Annotated in this window: 11 protein-coding genes; 6 read left to right on the plus strand and 5 right to left on the minus strand. The window is 73.9% G+C overall.

The genetic code is table 11. From position 1 onward, the window contains the following. Positions 1–139: 139 nt before the first annotated feature. Both KGS77_RS21865 and KGS77_RS21870 read right to left on the minus strand, forming a co-directional pair. A complete protein-coding gene (locus KGS77_RS21865) occupies positions 140–1435 on the minus strand; it encodes an LCP family protein (protein WP_242584481.1) in 1296 nt (431 codons plus the stop codon). 267 nt (positions 1436–1702) lie between these two features. Beyond that, positions 1703–2455 (minus strand): TIGR03089 family protein, encoded by a 753-nt coding sequence (locus KGS77_RS21870; RefSeq protein ID WP_242584483.1) that lies wholly within the window; start codon positions 2453–2455, stop codon positions 1703–1705. A gap of 128 nt (positions 2456–2583) precedes the next feature. Here KGS77_RS21870 and KGS77_RS21875 point away from each other — a divergent pair, with 128 nt between their 5' ends. The 3 genes from KGS77_RS21875 (at position 2584) to KGS77_RS21885 (ending at position 6360) form a co-directional block, all read left to right on the plus strand. After that, complete coding sequence (locus KGS77_RS21875) at positions 2584–4200, plus strand: peptidoglycan recognition protein (protein ID WP_242584488.1); 1617 nt, start codon at positions 2584–2586, stop codon at positions 4198–4200. Positions 4201–4274: 74 nt separating this feature from the next. Further along, on the plus strand, positions 4275–5357 hold the full coding sequence (locus tag KGS77_RS21880; RefSeq protein ID WP_242584490.1) for an NDP-sugar synthase: 1083 nt from the start codon (positions 4275–4277) through the stop codon (positions 5355–5357). A 91-nt stretch (positions 5358–5448) separates the two neighbouring features. Next, on the plus strand, positions 5449–6360 hold the full coding sequence (locus KGS77_RS21885) for a DNA-3-methyladenine glycosylase 2 family protein (protein ID WP_242584492.1): 912 nt from the start codon (positions 5449–5451) through the stop codon (positions 6358–6360). Between the two features lie 72 nt (positions 6361–6432). On the opposite strand, the gene KGS77_RS21890 is transcribed toward KGS77_RS21885, so the two are convergent. From KGS77_RS21890 to KGS77_RS21900, 3 genes are all read right to left on the minus strand, one after another. Further along, positions 6433–7812, minus strand: coding sequence for a coenzyme F420-0:L-glutamate ligase (locus KGS77_RS21890; protein ID WP_277994254.1), 1380 nt, complete (start codon positions 7810–7812; stop codon positions 6433–6435). After that, a complete protein-coding gene (cofD, locus tag KGS77_RS21895; protein WP_242584495.1) occupies positions 7809–8810 on the minus strand; it encodes a 2-phospho-L-lactate transferase in 1002 nt (333 codons plus the stop codon). The genes KGS77_RS21890 and cofD overlap by 4 nt, the downstream gene beginning before the upstream one ends. A 175-nt stretch (positions 8811–8985) precedes the next feature. Then, positions 8986–9549 (minus strand): cysteine dioxygenase family protein, encoded by a 564-nt coding sequence (locus KGS77_RS21900; RefSeq protein ID WP_242584497.1) that lies wholly within the window; start codon positions 9547–9549, stop codon positions 8986–8988. Positions 9550–10228: 679 nt separating this feature from the next. On the opposite strand from KGS77_RS21900, the gene KGS77_RS21905 reads away from it, so the two are divergent. The 3 genes from KGS77_RS21905 (at position 10229) to KGS77_RS21915 (ending at position 16705) form a co-directional block, all read left to right on the plus strand. After that, complete coding sequence (locus KGS77_RS21905) at positions 10229–10492, plus strand: WhiB family transcriptional regulator (protein ID WP_003983763.1); 264 nt, start codon at positions 10229–10231, stop codon at positions 10490–10492. Positions 10493–11039: 547 nt separating this feature from the next. After that, positions 11040–15080 carry a glycosyltransferase family 2 protein gene (locus tag KGS77_RS21910; protein WP_242584499.1) on the plus strand — a complete coding sequence of 1347 codons (4041 nt, stop codon included), beginning with the start codon at positions 11040–11042 and terminating at the stop codon, positions 15078–15080. Then, the gene (locus KGS77_RS21915) at positions 15077–16705 is read left to right on the plus strand and encodes a DUF5719 family protein (RefSeq protein ID WP_242584501.1); all 1629 of its coding nucleotides are present in this window, start codon (positions 15077–15079) and stop codon (positions 16703–16705) included. Before KGS77_RS21910 ends, KGS77_RS21915 begins: the two co-directional genes overlap by 4 nt. The last annotated feature ends 98 nt before the right edge of the window (positions 16706–16803 follow it).

A 16803-nucleotide genomic window follows, 5' to 3' on the forward strand; every position in this document is an offset into this window, starting at 1 on the left:
AGCGTGGTCGTGCGGACCGGATCGCTCACACTATCCGCCCAGTTCAGCGCCGGGCGACGCCCGTGACAAATTCCACTCCCCTACAACTGGGCAATCCACCCCAACCTTTCGAGTCGATGAGCGTACCTTTACGAGGCTTTTATTCGCAGATTCCGCGTTCTGCGGTGGTTCCCCGGAACGTCGGGGCCGACGGGGAGGGTTCGGGAGAACCCGTTACGTGGCGATTCTTCCCGTCCTGCTGCTTCGCGTCCCGGTTCTTTCCGTCCTGCCCATTGTCGTCCTGCTTCTTCCCGTCCTGGGCCGGATCATCGTAGTCCGCGGTGTTGTCCGGGTCGCGGGAGCCGTCCGTGGGGGCCGGCCGGACCACCACCGGACGGTCCTTGCGCAACTGCTCGAAGAGCCGGCCGGCGGCCGGCTGCACCAGCTCGTCACGGTTGGCGTCGTAGCGGTACGCCTGCCGCGGCACGGTCAGGAACTGCACCTTGTCGGCCGGGATGTCGCGCATGCCCCGTACGAGCTCGTACAGGTCCTTCAGTGACGCCAGGCCCGGGTCCGTGGTGAGCGAACTGGTCGCCGCGTCCAGCACCGGGAAGAGCCGTCCCGGGTTGAGCAGCACGCCGTTGCTGCGGATCTTCTTCACCAACTGGCCCAGGAACTGCTGCTGCCGCTCTATCCGCTGCGTGTCGCTGCCGTTGCCCAGGCTCTTGCGGGCGCGTACGTAGCCGAGCGCGTCCTCGCCGTGCAGCGTCTGGCGGCCGGCCGGCAGCACCAGGTGGGCGGCCTTGTCGTTGACGGGCTTGGTCAGGCACACCTCGACGCCGTCCACCGCGTCCACCATCCTCTTGAACCCGACGAAGTCCACGATCATGTGGTGGTCGATGCGGATCCCGGTCATCTTCTCGACCGTACGGATCGTGCAGGCGGCCCCCGCGAACTCGAAGGACCAGTTGAACTGGACGTGCTGCGGCCGGACCCGCTGCCCGTCCGTCCGCTTGCAGGCCGGCACCTCCACCATCAGGTCACGCGGGATGCTGACGGCGGTGGCGCTCTTCCGGTCCGCCGCCAGGTGCAGCAGGATCGTGGTGTCCGAGCGCTGGGTGCCGCTGTCCTGGCCGTACTGGTCGTTGCCCTTGCCGCCGCCCCGGTTGTCCGAGCCGATGAGCAGGATGTTCTGTGCGTCGGTGGGCTCGGCGGGGGGCCGCTGCGCCTCGTACCGCTCCAGCTCGTTCTCCGTGGCGGCATCGGTACGGATGTTGCCGTCGAGCTTGTTGTAGACGAGCCAGCCCGCTCCCGCACCGGCCAGGATCACGACGGAGGCACCCAGCGCGGTCCAGCGCAGCCATCGTCGCTTGCGCCGGGGTACGGCGGCGGGTTCCTGAGCGTCGGTGTCGGCGTCGGAAGGGGCCTTGGGGCTCTCGGTCACGTATGCGTCCATCCCTCGCGGAGTCGGTGTCGCGCCCGCACGGGGGCCTCCGGTCGAACAGGCAGACGTGCGAATGCCGCGCTTGGTTGTGTGTTCTCCCAGATCATGACCGCGGGATCTGTGGGGGACGGCTTCGCCGGGCGGACCCTGCGCCGGACGGGGGAGGGCGCCGGGGCGCGGGAGGGCGGCGGAGGGGGGCGCCGCCGTGCCGGTGTCCGCGCATGTCAGTCCGTCAGCGCGGCGTCTTCGTACGGGCGCAGGAGCCGCAGCGGCGCCGCTTCACACCGCGGTGTGGGTGACCCGCTCGCTCTCCTGACGCTTGGTCAGCCCGGCCGCGTCCAGTTGCCCGAGGTGGCGGCAGAGCACCACCGACCCGCCGGCGGCCAGCGGCGCCAGCAGCCCGGCCGAGAGCCCCTCCCACGTGTCGTACGGCAGGCCGGACAGCAGCCGCGAGCCCTGGGTGAGCCCGAGCCGGGCGGCGTCCGCGCGGGCCTGCTCCACCACCTGGCTCCCCGTCAGTTCCCGGCCCTCGACGGCCAGCGCGGGCTCGTCCGGGTCCACGGGCGCGTACGGCGCGAAGCGGTCGCCCTGGCTCGGCACCTCCACCGCGTAGTCCGCGAAGCCCTGCGGCGGCTGCGGGAACCGGCCGCCCAGCGGGCGCAGTGCCAGCGCCACCCGCTCGCCCGTGCAGGCGCGGGCCTCCTCCAGCGTGTCCGGGCCGCTGACGACGACGTCGGCGGGTGCGCTCGGGCCGCCGATCTGCGCGACCACGCCCACCGAGGAGCACGCCAGCAGCCACACCGCGGTCTGCCAGTGGGCGGGCAGCAGCAGGGCGAGGCGGTCGCCGGGGCCGGCCGCGAGGTCTCCCTGGAGGTAGTTGGCGGTCTTCGCCACCCAATTGGCGAAAGTGGCCACGGACAGTTCCACGCGTTCACCGGTGGCATCGTCGTAGAAGGTCACGAGCGGGCGGGCCGGGTCCGCGGCGAGCGCGGAACGCAGCAGGTCGGCGGGGGTGCGATCGGTGGCGTTCATCACTGTCAGAGTACGCGCGCGGCCCTGCCGCCAACCGGTCGGGCGGAGGTGCGCCGAGCGCCGCCGCGCCCGACACGCCGTCAGGCGTCGGTTGGCAGGCGCCGAGCTATATGTCCACGATTTGCATTATGCGTGCCTTTTTCGCTTCCTCGCTCGGCGTCGCGTGCACCGCCGCCCTCGTTCTCCCGCTCGCCCTCCCGGCCGGGGCGGACGCCGCCGGGGACGCCGGTGCGCCGGCTCCCGGGGTCACCGCACCCGCCCGGCCCGCCGCCTCTGCCCTGCCCGTCGTGTCCGCCCTGCCCGCCGCGCCCGCCGCACCGGCCGGACTCCCGGGCAGCACCCGGTCCCTGCCGCTGGTCCCCCTGGGGCCCGGCGTCCGCGGCGCAGTGCCCGGCACCCGGGGCCTGTCCGCCCGGAACACCGAGCCGTTCTCGCTGGTGGGAGTCGTCTGGGACGATCCCGGCGCCGATCTGCGCGGTCGCGTCCAGGTCCGTACGCGGGCCTCGGACACCGCTGTCTGGTCCCACTGGCAGGACCTCCAGACGCACGACGAGGACGCTCCCGACCCGGACAGCGCCGAAGGGCGGGGCAGCGCGGTACGGGGCAGCACCGCGCCCCTGTGGGTCGGCGCGTCCGACGCCGTACAGGTACGTGTCTCACCGGAGGCCGGATCACCGCGGGCTGAATCACTGCGGGCTGAATCACCGCAAGGCGGATCACCGCAGGCCGGCTCGCCGGAGGCCGGATCACCGGACCGGGCCGGTTCCGCGCGGTCCGGCGGGCGCGCCCGAGCCCGCGCCGCGCTCCCGGACGGGCTGCGCCTGGAACTCGTGGACCCGGGTGGCGCCCCGCCGCCCGCACCGGCGCCGGACCCGCGCGCCGGACGGACCTCCGAACGGACCTTGGGACGGCCGGCCGACCAGGGGCCGGCCGGGACGCCGGCCCCCGCACATACGCACGGGTCGTGGCTGTTCGACCACGTGGCGAAGACCGGGGCCGAGGCGCTGTCGGACATCAGCGGCATCCTGGGGCTCCCTCAGTCATCGCACGGCCCAAGGGACGACGGCCCACGGGACGACGGGCCCCCTACGGGCAGCTCGTCCACCGGGGACGGCGACCCGGGCAGGCCCCAGGAGCAGACCGGCGTCCGGCCGCCGCGGATCGTCTCCCGGGCAGGCTGGGGCGCCGATGAGTCCCTGCGCGAGAAGGGCTACGTCTACACCGGCAACATCCGGGCCGCCTTCATCCACCACAGTGCCACCGGCAGCAACTACCGGTGCTCCCAGTCCCCTTCGGTCATCCGCAGTATCTACCGCTACCACGTCAAGAGCAGTGGCTGGCGCGACCTGGGCTACAACTTCCTCGTGGACAAATGCGGCACCGTCTACGAAGGCCGGGCGGGCGGCGTTGCCAAGCCCGTGCTGGGTGCGCACACTCTCGGTTTCAACGCCAACAGCATGGGCATCGCTGTTCTCGGTACGTACACCCGCACGAGTCCGCCGAAGGCCGCCCTCAACGCCCTGGCCCGGCTGACCGCGTGGAAGCTCGGCCTGTCCAACGTCGATCCGCGGGGCGCCACCCGGCTGGTCTCCGACGGCGGCACCCGGTACAAGAAGGGCGCCAAGGTCAAGATGCGCGTCATCTCGGGCCACCGGGACGCCTACGCCACCGACTGCCCCGGGCGCCGCCTGTACAACAAGCTCGGCACCGTACGCAGCACCGCGGCCCGCTACCAGGGCCGCTGAGAGTCCGTTCGCCACGATCTGCCTACACTGGTCCGCCGATCCGGCCGACCCCAGCAGGAAGCAGAGTAGACAAGGTGACTGAAGCGATCCTCCTGGTCGGCGGCAAGGGCACCAGACTGCGCCCGCTGACGGTGCACACGCCCAAGCCCATGGTCCCGGCGGCCGGCGTGCCCTTCCTCACGCACCAGTTGGCCCGCGCCCGCGCCGCCGGCGTCGAGCACATCGTGCTTGCCACCTCCTACCTGGCCGAGGTCTTCGAGCCGTACTTCGGCGACGGGTCGGCGCTGGGGCTGCACCTGGAGTACGTCACCGAGGAGGAGCCGCTGGGCACCGGCGGCGCCATCCGCAACGTCGCCTCCCGGCTGCGGTCCGCTCCCGGCGACCCGGTGCTGATCTTCAACGGGGACATCCTCACCGGCCTGGACATCGAGGCATTGGTGGACACCCACCGCACCACCGGCGCCGACGTCTCCCTGCACCTGACCCGGGTGGCGGACCCGCGCGCCTTCGGCCTGGTCCCCACCGACCCGTCCGGCCGGGTCACCGCCTTCCTGGAAAAGCCCCAGACACCCGAGGAGATCGTCACCGACCAGATCAACGCCGGCGCGTACGTCTTCAACCGTTCGGTGATCGACACCATCCCGGCCGGCCGCCCGGTCTCCGTGGAGCGGGAGACCTTCCCCGGGCTGCTGGCCGACGGCGCCCACCTCCAGGGCATGGTCGACTCCACCTACTGGCTGGACCTGGGCACCCCGCACGCCTTCGTACGCGGCTCCGCCGACCTGGTCCTGGGCCGCGCCCCGTCCCCGGCCGTACCCGGCCGCTGCGGCGACCGCCTGGTCATGGACGGAGCCGATGTCGCGCCGGACGCCAAGCTCTCGGGCGGTACGGCGGTCGGCGCGGGCGCGGTGATCGGCTCCGGCGCGCGCGTCGAGGGCAGTACGGTCCTGGACGGGGCGGTCGTCGAGGCGGGCGCCCATGTGCAGGACTCCCTGGTCGGCGCGGGGGCGCGCATCGGGGCCCGCACGGTCCTGGAGGGCGCGGTGATCGGGGACGGCGCGGTCATCGGCGCCGACAACGAGCTGCGGGACGGTGTGCGGGTGTGGTGCGGCGCACAGATCCCGGCGGGCGCGGTGCGCTTCTCCTCCGACCAGTAGGGCCTACCGGCCGGTCGTGGGGAGCCGCCCCCGGCCGGCCGCGGGAAGGCAGCTCCGGCCGGTTGCCGGTGGCATCGCCTACCCTGTCCGGATGCCCGCCACCACCCGCACCTGGGCCCCGCCCGGCCCCTGCGACCTCGAACGCACCCTGTGCGTCCTGGGCCGCGGACCCGGCGACCCGGCCTTCGCGGTGGACCGGGGCGTCCTGTGGCGCGCCAGCCGTACACCCCAGGGACCGGGCACCCTGTGCGTCCGGGCCCTGCGGGGCGAGGGACTGATCGAGGCCGAGGCATGGGGGCCCGGCGCCGCATGGCTGCTGGACGGGCTGCCGGCCCTGCTGGGCGCCGCCGACGACCCGTCGGCCTTCGTCCCCCGCCACCGCGTCGTCCACGAGGCCCGGCGCCGCCACCCGGGCGTCCGGCTGGCCCGTACCGGACTGGTGCTGGAGTCGCTGATCCCCTCGGTCCTGGAGCAGAAGGTCACCAGTGACGAGGCGTACCGCGCCTGGCGGCTGCTCCTCCAGCGGCACGGCGAGCCCGCGCCCGGCCCCAGGGAGCGGATGCGGGTGATGCCCGACCCCGCCGGCTGGGCGATGATCCCCTCCTGGGAGTGGCACCGGGCGGGCGTGGACGCCAAGCGCTCGGACACCGTCGTACGGGCCGCCCGGGTGGCCCGCCGCCTCGAAGAGGCCGCGGCCATGGACCTGCCCGAGGCGAGCCGGCGCCTCCAGGCCGTCCCCGGCATCGGCCCCTGGACGGCGGCGGAGACCCTTCAGCGCGCCAACGGCGCCCCGGACGCGATCACGGTCGGCGACCTCCACCTCCCGAAGATCATCGGCTACGCGCTCACCGGGCGCCGGGGCACGACCGACGAGGAGATGCTCGAACTCCTGGCCCCGTACGAGGGCCAGCGGCACCGCGCGGCCCGGCTGATCCTGCTGTCGGGGCGCACACCGCCACGGCGCGCGCCCCGCTTCCCCGTGGGGGACATCGCCCGGCTGTGAGGACTGCGCCCGGTTGCCGGCCGGGCGGAATCCGTCACCCGTGACCCCGTATCACGGCGTACGGCGTGGCGGTCAGCGGACGAGGACGAAGCCGTCGGCGTCCCGGGCCGGCCGGGCCGGCGGCGCCTGGGCCGGCCGCCCCACGGCCACCGCGCCCATCGGGTCCCAGGTGCCGGGCAGCTCCAGGACCTCCCGTACGACGTCCCGGCAGAACATCGTCGAGGAGATCCACGCCGAGCCCAGCCGCTCCCCGGCGAGCGCGACCAGGAAGTTCTGGATGCCCGCGCCGTTGGCGACGACGAACATCTCCCGCTCGGCCGCGTTGCGCCGCTCGTCCGGATAGGTGTGCGAGCCGTCCATGACCAGGCAGGGCACCACCAGGTACGGCGCCTTGCGCAGCACGTCACCGCGCCGCACCCGCTTGGCGATGGACTCCTCGCCGAAGCCGTCCCCGCGCAGATCGGCGATCCAGGCGTCGCGCATGGCGTCCAGCAGCCGCAGCCGGGTCTCGGGGGACTCCAGCAGCACGAACCGCCAGGGCGTCGTGTGGTGCGGGGCCGGGGCGGTGAGCGCCGCGGCGACCGCCCGCCGCACCGCGCCGCCGTCCACCGGATCGTCGGTGAACTCCCGCACCGTACGGCGCAGCGTCACCGCCTCCCGTACGGCCTCGGAGGTGCCCAGGCGGAACATGTCGTCCGCGGCGCCCCGCACCATCGCCCGCGCGCCGGGGGCCTCCTGCTCGGACCGGACGTCCTGTCCGGGCCGGTCGTCCGGCCCGCTTCGGCCGTCTTCCGCAGGGCCGGCGGTCACCACGTGGGACAGGCCGCGCACCACCGCGACCGGCAGCCCGTCCGCCTTGCCCTTGACCAGGTCACCGGCGGCGGCCAGCTCGTCGGCCACCGCCACCACCGTCGCGCTCAGCGGATTGCCGTACGCGTCCTGGCCGCCCCGCAGGTCCTCCAGCACCCGGACGCCGGCCGCGCCGATCGCCATGTCCGTCAGCCCGGCGCGCCACGGCCGCCCGGCGGTGTCGCTGACCACGACGCCCACGTTCACGCCGAGCGCCGTGCGCAGTTCCTCCCTGATGGCCCGCGCCGAGGCGTCCGGGTCCTCCGGCAGCAGCAGCACGGTCCCGGCGGGTGTGTTGGAGGCGTCGACCCCGGCCGCGGCCATGACCAGGCCGAGCCGGTTCTCCACGATCCGCAGCGTCCCGCGCCGCGCCACGACCCGTACGGTCTCCTGGTCGATGGCCGCCTCGCGGTCGACGGCCTCCAGCATCCGGCCCTCCGCCTTGCTGACGATCTTGGAGGTCACCAGCAGGATGTCGCCGTCGGCGAGCCCCGGCAGCCCCTCCGCCGTGGCAGCCGCGGCGATCAGCTTGGCGAGGTCGTCACCGGCCTGCACCTGAGGCATGCCGGGCAGCGCCCAGACCCGGTAGGACGGCACGGTCACGCGCGGACCTCCTCGGCGAGCGCCAGGGCCTCGCGGGCCATCGCGGCGGCGGCCTGAACGTCCGTCATCATCAGCGGTACGGCCCGGCAGCGGATGCCCGCGGCCTCGACCCGGGCGACCGTGTCCGCGTCCACGGTGTCCACCAGCCAGCCGTCCAGCAGCCCGGAACCGTAGTGCTGGGCGACGGCCGCCGCGGTCGCCTCGACGCCCACCGCCGCCAGCACCTTGTCCGCCATGCCGCGCACCGGCGCGTCCCCGACGATCGGCGACAGACCGACCACCGGCACCCCGGCGTCCGCGATGGCCTCCCGGATGCCCGGCACCGCCAGGATCGTGCCGATGCTCACCACCGGGTTGGACGGCGGGAAGAGGATCACGTCCGCCTCGCCGATCGCCTCCAGCACGCCCGGCGCCGGCTTGGCCTGGTCGGCGCCGACCGGCACGATCGCGTGCGCCGGGACCGAGGCCCGCAGCCGTACCCAGTACTCCTGGAAGTGGATCGCCTTGCGCTCGCCGGCGCCGTCGGCCTCACCGTCCGTACCTCCGGCCGTGTCCTGGGAGGGCAGCGTGACGGCGACATGGGTCTCCACGCGGTCGTCCGACATCGGCAGCAGCCGCACCCCGGGCTTCCACCGCGCGCACAGCGCCTCGGTCACCGCGCTCAGCGGGTAGCCGGCGCCGAGCATCTGCGTACGGACGATGTGGGTGGCGAAGTCGCGGTCGCCGAGCCCGAACCAGTCCGGGCCCACGCCGTAGGCCGCCAGTTCCTCCTTGACGTGGAAGGACTCCTCCGTACGGCCCCAGCCCTGCTCCTCGTTGATGCCGCCGCCGAGCGTGTACATCACGGTGTCGAGGTCGGGACAGACCTTCAGTCCGAACAGGTGGATGTCGTCACCGGTGTTGCCGATGACGGTGATGTCCGTGTCCGGAGCCGCTGCTTTCAGACCCCGCAGGAAGCGGGCGCCGCCGATACCGCCGGCCAGAACCACAATGCGCATGGACAGCAGTGTGTCAGTCGCGGGCCGGATCGTTGAGGGGTGGTGGCCGGGGGAGGGCCGGTGGAGTACTGAGGGGGCGCGGGGGTTCACGGAGTGCTCGCCGAGTGCTCGCGGAGGTGACGGGGCGTCGGGCGCCGGTTCGTGGAAGGCGCCGGTTCGTGGAAGGCGCCTGTCCTCAGGGGCCGGTGGGTTGGCGGACGGCGGGCGCGTGCGCGGGGAGCGCGCCGTCGCGCACGCCGGCGCAGTGGTGCATGGGCATCTCGGTCAGGCCGGGGAAGTAGACGTGCAGGCTGACGGCGGGTACGAGCGCGTCGTTGACGACCTCGTGGACGTACCCGGGCGCGAAGACGTGCTGTGTCCCGGGCCGCAGGCCGCGCACCGTCTGGGTCCGCACCTGTCGCCTGCGTTCCGCTCCCCCGGCCACCGTCTGCGTACGCTCCGTCAACTCGCCCTCCAGAACGGTGAACACGCCGAAGGACGGTCCGTGGTCGTGCAGTCCGCTGCCCTGGCCCGGCAGCCAGCTCAGCAGCCAGACCTCGTAACCGGGACCGGTGCGCAGGCGGTGGTACCAGCGGGTGGTGGCGTCGTACCGGACGAGCGGGGCCCAGGCGGCGCGGTCGGCGGCTACTTCACGGGCCAGCCCCGCGAAGCCGGCGACGGTGGACGGGTGGGCGGGGACGGGCGGCAGCAGGTGGGGGACGGCGAGCGGGTCGCCGGCGATCTGGACGTCGCTGTTCATGTGCGTGGAGTTCCTCGGCGCAAATGCTGGAGCTACGGGAATGACACGGGTGTCACGGGGCAGACGCGCCACGGCACGGTGGCGGGATGCCGCGGATGGAGCAGAAGCAGGGGAAGAGGGCTGGAGCTCGGTGGCTTCAACAGCTCGAACAGCGACAGCGGGCCTGGGCAGCGCAGAGCGACCCGTAGGCACGGGTCAGTCGGAGCGCGGGCATCGCTGGCATGGGGTCAAGGAGACCGGGTCCCCGGCGCGATGTCAACCGGATGACCGGTTTGGTGGAAATGTTTCACCTCATCCAGTTACCCGGCGCAGAGAAAGGTTTGTGCAGTCGGGAGCGGGGAGAAGTCCGCCAGCGACCGCACCGTCAAACGCCGTTGCGTTCTTGTGACCGGAATGTGATCAAGCCCGCTTCGGTGGGTGAAGTGCAACGGTGACGCCGTCCGTCGCGTCCTTGACTGTGTGAAGGACGTGGCGGGAGGTACCGCTGAGGTTCTGTCCTATTTTTAGGTGATTTGAACACTTTCTGCATACGCTTGGTTCCGCAGAGTGAATAAGGGGCTCAATAGCAGATCTCAGCTTGACTGGCCCGGATCGGCACACTTGTAATTTCACTCGTGTCGTTCAGCCGCCATCGATAACGGCTGCATCACGGGGACGTAAAGACAGACGAGGGGCGCACATGACCGAGCTGTTCCAGGAATTGCTGGTCGAGGAGGCGGACGAGGAGCTCGGCTGGCAGGAGCGCGCACTGTGCGCCCAGACCGACCCCGAATCCTTCTTCCCGGAGAAGGGTGGCTCCACCCGCGAGGCCAAGAAGGTCTGCCTCGCGTGCGAGGTCCGGTCCGAATGCCTGGAGTACGCCCTCGCCAACGACGAACGCTTCGGCATCTGGGGCGGCCTGTCCGAGCGCGAGCGGCGCCGGCTGAAGAAGGCTGCCGTCTGAGAGGGTCCGTCCGACCCGGAACCATCCGAACGGAATCCGGCTGATCCGGTACCCCGTCCGACCGGAACCGGTCCGAACGGATCTGAACCGGTCCGAACCGGGAGCCGGCCGTTTCCGGCCGCACCGTTCCGGGGCCCGTCCGACCGGGCCCGCGTGATTCGACGGGCGCGTACGGCAGATCCGTACGGACATCCGTACGGCGTGCCCGTACGTCCACTTCCTCCGGCCCGGCGCGCGCTCGCCCACCCGGCCGCCCCGGCACCCGGCCGCCGCGCCCTGCCAGGCGTATCCGTCCCGCTTCCTGCGGACCTGCTTCCTCCGGCGTCCCGAACGGTGCGCGCCGCCCCCGGCCGCCGTATGCCCGCCGTCGCATACAAAGCGTGCGGGTCGCGTACGAGCCGTCCGGCGTGTCGCCGTGAGCCATTAGTGTGGGGCCCCGTCCGGAGACGCACCAACGCCCCCACAGGGCGCGCGCGTCCACCGCAGTCAGCAGCGCAGCGCTATGCCGGGGGAGGACCCCCAGACCCCGGGGAGGGCCCGTACCTCGATGTCCGTGCACAGTCAGTCGGCCGCGCAGACCGACCCCCACGCAGCCACCCCCGAATTCCCGCGGCACGTCGTCACCGCCGTGCTCGTCTCCCACGACAGTGCCCGCTGGCTGCCCGACGCGCTGGCCGGACTGCTCGGCCAGGAACGCCCCGTACAGAGCATCGTCGCCGCCGACACCGGCAGCGCGGACGACTCCGCCCAACTGCTGAGAGAGGCCCTCGGCGACGAACGCGTGCTGCACCTGGCCCGCCGCTCCGGTTTCGGCACCGCCGTCGACGAAGCGGTCCGCACGGCCCCCGTCCTGACGCCGCAGGACCTGCCCTACCTCCAGCGCCCCAGCGGCTGGGACCCCGTCAGCCGCACCTGGCGCGACGAGGCGTTCGACATGCCGGAACTCCCGCACGGCGAACCCGTCCAGTGGCTGTGGCTGCTGCACGACGACTGCGCGCCCGAACCCGACGCCCTCGCCGAGCTGCTGCGGGTCGCCGACGCCAGCCCCGCAACCGCCGTCCTGGGTCCCAAACTGCGGAGCTGGTACGACCGTCGGCAGCTCCTGGAAGCGGGCGTCAGCATCGCCCGCAGCGGGCGCCGCTGGACGGGCCTGGACCGGCGCGAGCAGGACCAGGGCCAGCACGACCAGGTCCGGCCGGTCCTGTCCGTCTCGACCGCCGGCATGCTCATCCGCCGCGACGTGTACGAGCAGTTGGGCGGCTTCGACCGGCGGCTGCCCCTGATGCGGGACGACGTCGACCTGTGCTGGCGCGCCCAGGCCGCCGGACACCAGGTGCTCGTCGCCCCGGACGCGGTGCTCCGGCACGCCGAGGCGTCCGCCCGCGAGCGCCGCCCCATCGACTGCGTGGGCCGCTCGGCGACCCGCCCGGCGCCCGGCCAGGGCGCCGGCGCCAAACGCTTCACCTCGCGCGGCGCCGGCCCGCACCGCGTGGACAAGGCGGGCGCCGTCTACACCCTGCTCGCCAATACGCGCGGGGCCCTGCTGCCCTACGTCCTGCTGCGGATCGTTCTGGGCACGCTGCTGCGGGTGCTGGCCTACCTGGTCGGCAAGGCGCCCGGACAGGCCGTCGACGAACTCGCCGGCCTCATCGGGACGCTGCTGCGCCCGGGGAAGATCCTGGCCGCCCGGCGCGTACGGGGCCGGCCCGCGGTACCGGCGAGCGAGCTGCGGCCTCTCTTCCCGCCGCCCGGCGCGACCGTACGGGCCACCGTCGAACAGTTCGCGAGCAACTTCGGCGCACGCTCCACGGCCGAGACCGCCCCGGCCGGGCGGCACGGCGCCGTGGAGTCCGGACCCGGCGGCGAGGACGCCGACTTCCTGGAGGTCGAGCAGTTCGCGCGGCTCAAGCGGATCGCCCGCCGCCCCGCGCCGGTGCTCTTCGCCGTCCTGCTGCTGGTCTCCCTCATCGCCTGCCGCGGTCTGGTCGGTACGGGCGCACTGGCGGGCGGGGCGCTGCTGCCCGCGCCCGCCGGCGCCTCCGGCCTGTGGTCCTCCTACCTCGATGGCTGGCACCCGGTCGGCGTCGGCGGCGTCGCCGACGCGCCGCCCTACCTGGCGGTCCTCGCCCTGGTGGCGAACCTCTTCCTCGGCAGCACCGGCGCCGCCTTGACCGTCCTGCTGGTCTGCTCGGTGCCGCTGGCCGGCCTGAGCGCCTACTTCGCCTCCCGGCCGCTGGTCACCTCCCGCCTCCTGCGGGCCTGGGGAAGCGTGGTGTACGCGTTCCTGCCCGCCGTCACCGGCGCGCTGGCGGGCGGTCGCGTGGGCACCGCCGTCCTGGCCGTCCTGCTGCCGCTGACGGCCCGGGCCGCGGTCGCGGCGAGCGGGCTGCGGCTGGAGCCCGGGGCGCGGCCGGGCTGGCGGGCCGTATGGGCGTACGCGCTGCTGCTGACCCTCACCACCGCCTTCACGCCGGTGGTGTGGCCGCTGGCGGTGGTGCTCGGGGCCGGGCTGATGGCGGTACGGCTGCTGGGCGGGCGCGGGGGCGTGGGCGGTCGCAAGGGCGGGCGCGGCGGACCGGGCGGCGGGTCCGGTGCCGGTGCGGGTGCCGGTGGCGGTGGCGGACTCGGGGGCGGGCTGCTCGCCCACGGGCTGCGTCTGCTCGCCGTGGTCCTCACCCCCCTCGTCGTCCTCGCCCCCTGGTCCCTGTCGCTGCTGGCCCACCCCGCCCGCCTCCTCCAGGAAGCCGGACTGGAGGACGGCGCCGGCCGGGCGAGCGCGCTGGACCTGCTGGGACTGAGCCCGGGCGGGCCGAAGGCGGCGGGCGGCGTCCTGCTGCTGGGCATCGTGCTGGCCGCACTCGCCGCCACGCTGCGCGACGGGCGGCAGCTCGCCATCCGTACGGCCTGGGGCGCGGCGCTGACCGGCCTGCTGTTCGCGGTGTGGACCAACGGCTCCCACTGGGCCGGGCCCGCCGTCCTCGTCTACGGGCTGGCGCTGCTGTGCGCCGCCGCGGTCGGCGCGGAGGGCATCCGTACCCGCATGACGGCGCTGGGCTTCGGCTGGAAGCAGCCGGTCGCGGTGCTCATCGCGCTCAGCGCCGTACTCGCTCCCCTGTACGCGGCCGTGAGCTGGATGATCACCGGCGCGGCCGGGCCGCTGGAGCGGCGCGACCCCGTACAGGTACCGGCGTTCGTGGCGGAGGAGTCCGCGACCTCCGACCGGGCCCGCACCCTGGTCCTGGACGGCACGGCCGACCGGGTCTCCTACACCCTCGTACGCGGCTCCGGGGCGAGCCTGGGCGACGCGGACCTCGCCGCCGAGGCGGGCGAGGACCAGCGGCTCGGCGGCGTCGTCGGCAACCTCGTGGCGGGCTCCGGCGCGGACCAGACCAGCCGGCTCGGCGGCTACGCGGTGCGCTACGTCCTGCTGCGGCCCGGAGCGCCGCGCGAGATCGGCCGGGTGCTGGACAGGACGCCGGGCCTGACCCGGCTCAGCCAGGAGGACGGCAGCGCGCTGTGGCGCCTGGACCAGCGGGTCTCGCGGGTGTCGATCGTCTCCGGCGCGGGGACGGGCACGGGCGGTACGGCGACGGGCGGTACGGCGACGGGCGGCGCGGGGAAGGACGGTGCGCGCCCGCAGGAGGCGGTGCCGGTCGCGGCGGAGCCGGTCGAGGCGCACACCAAGCTGCCCGACGGGCCCGACGGCCGGGTGCTGCGCATCGCGGACGCGGCCGACCCGGGCTGGCAGGCCACCTTGGACGGCAAACCGCTCAAGGCGGTGACGCTGGACGGCTGGGCACAGGGCTTCGAACTCCCGGCGAACGGCGGCCGGCTGGACCTCACCCACGAGGACCCGCTCGGCCGTACCGCCTGGCTGTGGGCCCAGGGCCTGCTCGCCGTCGTCCTGGTGGTGCTCGCGCTGCCGGGCCGCCGCCGGGAGGTCGACGACGACCTGCCCGAGGAGGGCCCGGCCGCGGTGTCCGTGCGACCGGTCGCGGGGGAGGGCCGCCGGGCGCGCAGGCTCCGCGCGGCGGCACAGGCGGAGGGTCCCGGCGCGGGGCCGGCCGCGGATGTCGTGGCAGCGGGTGCTGCGGGAGCGCGTACGGGCGAGGAGCCGGCGGCCGTTCCGTACGTGCCGCAGCAGTCGGCGCAGCCCGGGCAGGCCGGGCAGGCCGGGCAGGAGAACCACGGGCCGAAGGACCACGGGCAGGCGCGGGAGCCGCAGCACCCGCACCAGAGGTACGAGGAGTGGCAGCCGCAGCAGGCGTACGCACAAGAAGACCCGTACGCGAGCGGGGTGTACGGGCAGCAGCAGGCACCGGCGGACCCGTACCAGGCGGACCGATACCAGGCGGGTGCGTACCAAGAGGTTTCCTACCAGGCCGATCCGTACCAGGTGTATTCGTATGAATCCGCCCCGTACGACGCGTATCAGTACGCGCAGCCACAGGAGCAGGCGCAGGTACCGGACCAGGCGCAGGGCCGGACACAGCAACCGGTACAGCCGCCGGCCCAGCGCTACGGCGACGGCACGATGTTCGACGGCTCCTACCCCGAGCCCCGTCGCGACGGGAGCGACCACCAGTGAACCGCACCACCATTTCCCTGATCGGCGCGACCGTGGCGCTCGCCGCCGTCACCGGCATCGCCGTCGTCACCGGCCCGGACGGCGCCGCGGCGCCCGCCTCCCCGCAGAGCGCCTCCCGGCGGCCCGTCGAGCGGTCCGCGCTGCTGTGCCCCGCGCCCAGTTCCTCCGAGGTCGGCGAGACGACGTACACCTCCTTCACACCCAAGGGCACGGGTACGGGTACGGGTGCAGGCACAGGCACAGGCACGGTCGCGAAGGCGGACGGGCACCGTGGTACGGCGGTCCTGACACCGGCCCCGACCGCGAAGGACGGCAGAGCGGACGCCGGGAAGACCGGCAAGGACAGCCAAGGGAACGAGGACAGCAAGGGGAAGAAGCCCGGGCGGGAGAGCGGTACGGCCGCGGCCGGGCAGGGGGACGCCAAGCCCGTCGCGCCGCTGGCGCAGGCCGGGAAGCCGGTCACCGCGACGACCGACCGGGCGGACGCGCCCGCGCTCGTGGGCACCGCCGAGGGCACGCTCGCGCCCGGCTGGAGCGTGCAGCAGACCACGGCCATCGCCGCGGGCGGCGGCCGTGGTCTCCAGGGCCTGACCTGTACGGCACCCGACACCAGCTTCTGGTTCCCGGGCGTGAGCACCGAGAAGGGCCGGCAGGACTACGTCCACCTCACCAACCCCGACGCCACGCCCGCCGTCGTCGACCTCGAACTGCGCGGCAAGAGCGGGTCCTTGGCGTCGGCCTCCGGCGAGGGCATCACCGTGCCGCCGCACTCCACCCTGCCCGTACTGCTCTCCACCCTGACTGCCGCGCCGACGCCCGACGCGGCCCTGCACGTCGCCGCGCGCGAGGGCCGGGTCGGCGCCTCCGTACAGGCCGCCGACGCCAAGCTGGGCGGCGACTGGCTGCCGGCCGCCGCCGACCCCGGCCCGGTCGCGGTGCTGCCCGGCATCCCGGCCGACGCCACCTCCGTCCACCTGGTGGCGGTGGCGCCCGGTGATGCCGACGCCGACCTCAAGGTGCAACTCGCCACCCCCAGCGGTCTGATCACCCCGGCGGGGCTGGAGTCCCTGCGCGTCAAGAGCGGGATGACCGCGTCGGTGGAGCTGGGCGGCGTCACCAAGGGTGAAGCGGGCTCGCTGGTGCTGACTCCGGCCAACGGCTCCAAGGCCCCCGTGGCGGCGGCGCTGCGGGTGACCCGGGGCACGGGCGGCAAACAGGAGATGGCGTTCCTCCCGGCGACCCGGCCGGTCGGCGCGCGGGCCACCGTCGCCGACAACCGTGCCAAGGGCGGCACGCTCTCGCTCACCGCGCCGGAGAAGGGCAAGGACGCGAAGGTCAAGGTCACGGCGTCGGCGGGGAGCGGGGGCGGCGAGCCGGTCAGCAAGACGTACACGGTCCGGGGCGGCAGCACCCTCGCCGTCGAACCGCCGGTTCCTCCGGGGCTGCGGGGGTCGTACGCGCTGACGGTCGAGCCGGCGGCAGGCGGCGGGCCGGTGTACGCCTCGCGCACGCTGACCCTGCCGCAGGGCGGCCTGCCGGCCTTCACGATCCAGACGCTGCCGGACGACCGGGGGACGGTCGTGGTGCCGGGGGCGCGTCAGGATCTGTCCCTGCTGCTGGACTGAGCGGTTGGCCGGTTGGCCGGTTGGGCGGTTGAGCGACTGACCGGTTGAGCGGCTGACCGGACAGCCCGATCGGCCGCCGCCGAACCGGCCGCCGGTCA

The sequence above is a fragment of the Streptomyces sp. MST-110588 genome (genome assembly GCF_022695595.1).
In the GTDB taxonomy this organism is placed as follows: domain Bacteria; phylum Actinomycetota; class Actinomycetes; order Streptomycetales; family Streptomycetaceae; genus Streptomyces.

What these genes read in the sequence shown, in the direction of transcription:
- KGS77_RS21900 (WP_242584497.1), bottom strand. Translation starts at nt 9,549, where the DNA reads ATGAACAGCGACGTCCAGATCGCCGGCGACCCGCTCGCCGTCCCCCAC.
- KGS77_RS21875 (WP_242584488.1), top strand. Translation starts at nt 2,584, where the DNA reads ATGCGTGCCTTTTTCGCTTCCTCGCTCGGCGTCGCGTGCACCGCCGCC.
- cofD (WP_242584495.1), bottom strand. Translation starts at nt 8,810, where the DNA reads ATGCGCATTGTGGTTCTGGCCGGCGGTATCGGCGGCGCCCGCTTCCTG.
- KGS77_RS21885 (WP_242584492.1), top strand. Translation starts at nt 5,449, where the DNA reads ATGCCCGCCACCACCCGCACCTGGGCCCCGCCCGGCCCCTGCGACCTC.
- KGS77_RS21870 (WP_242584483.1), bottom strand. Translation starts at nt 2,455, where the DNA reads ATGAACGCCACCGATCGCACCCCCGCCGACCTGCTGCGTTCCGCGCTC.
- KGS77_RS21905 (WP_003983763.1), top strand. Translation starts at nt 10,229, where the DNA reads ATGACCGAGCTGTTCCAGGAATTGCTGGTCGAGGAGGCGGACGAGGAG.
- KGS77_RS21910 (WP_242584499.1), top strand. Translation starts at nt 11,040, where the DNA reads ATGTCCGTGCACAGTCAGTCGGCCGCGCAGACCGACCCCCACGCAGCC.
- KGS77_RS21865 (WP_242584481.1), bottom strand. Translation starts at nt 1,435, where the DNA reads ATGGACGCATACGTGACCGAGAGCCCCAAGGCCCCTTCCGACGCCGAC.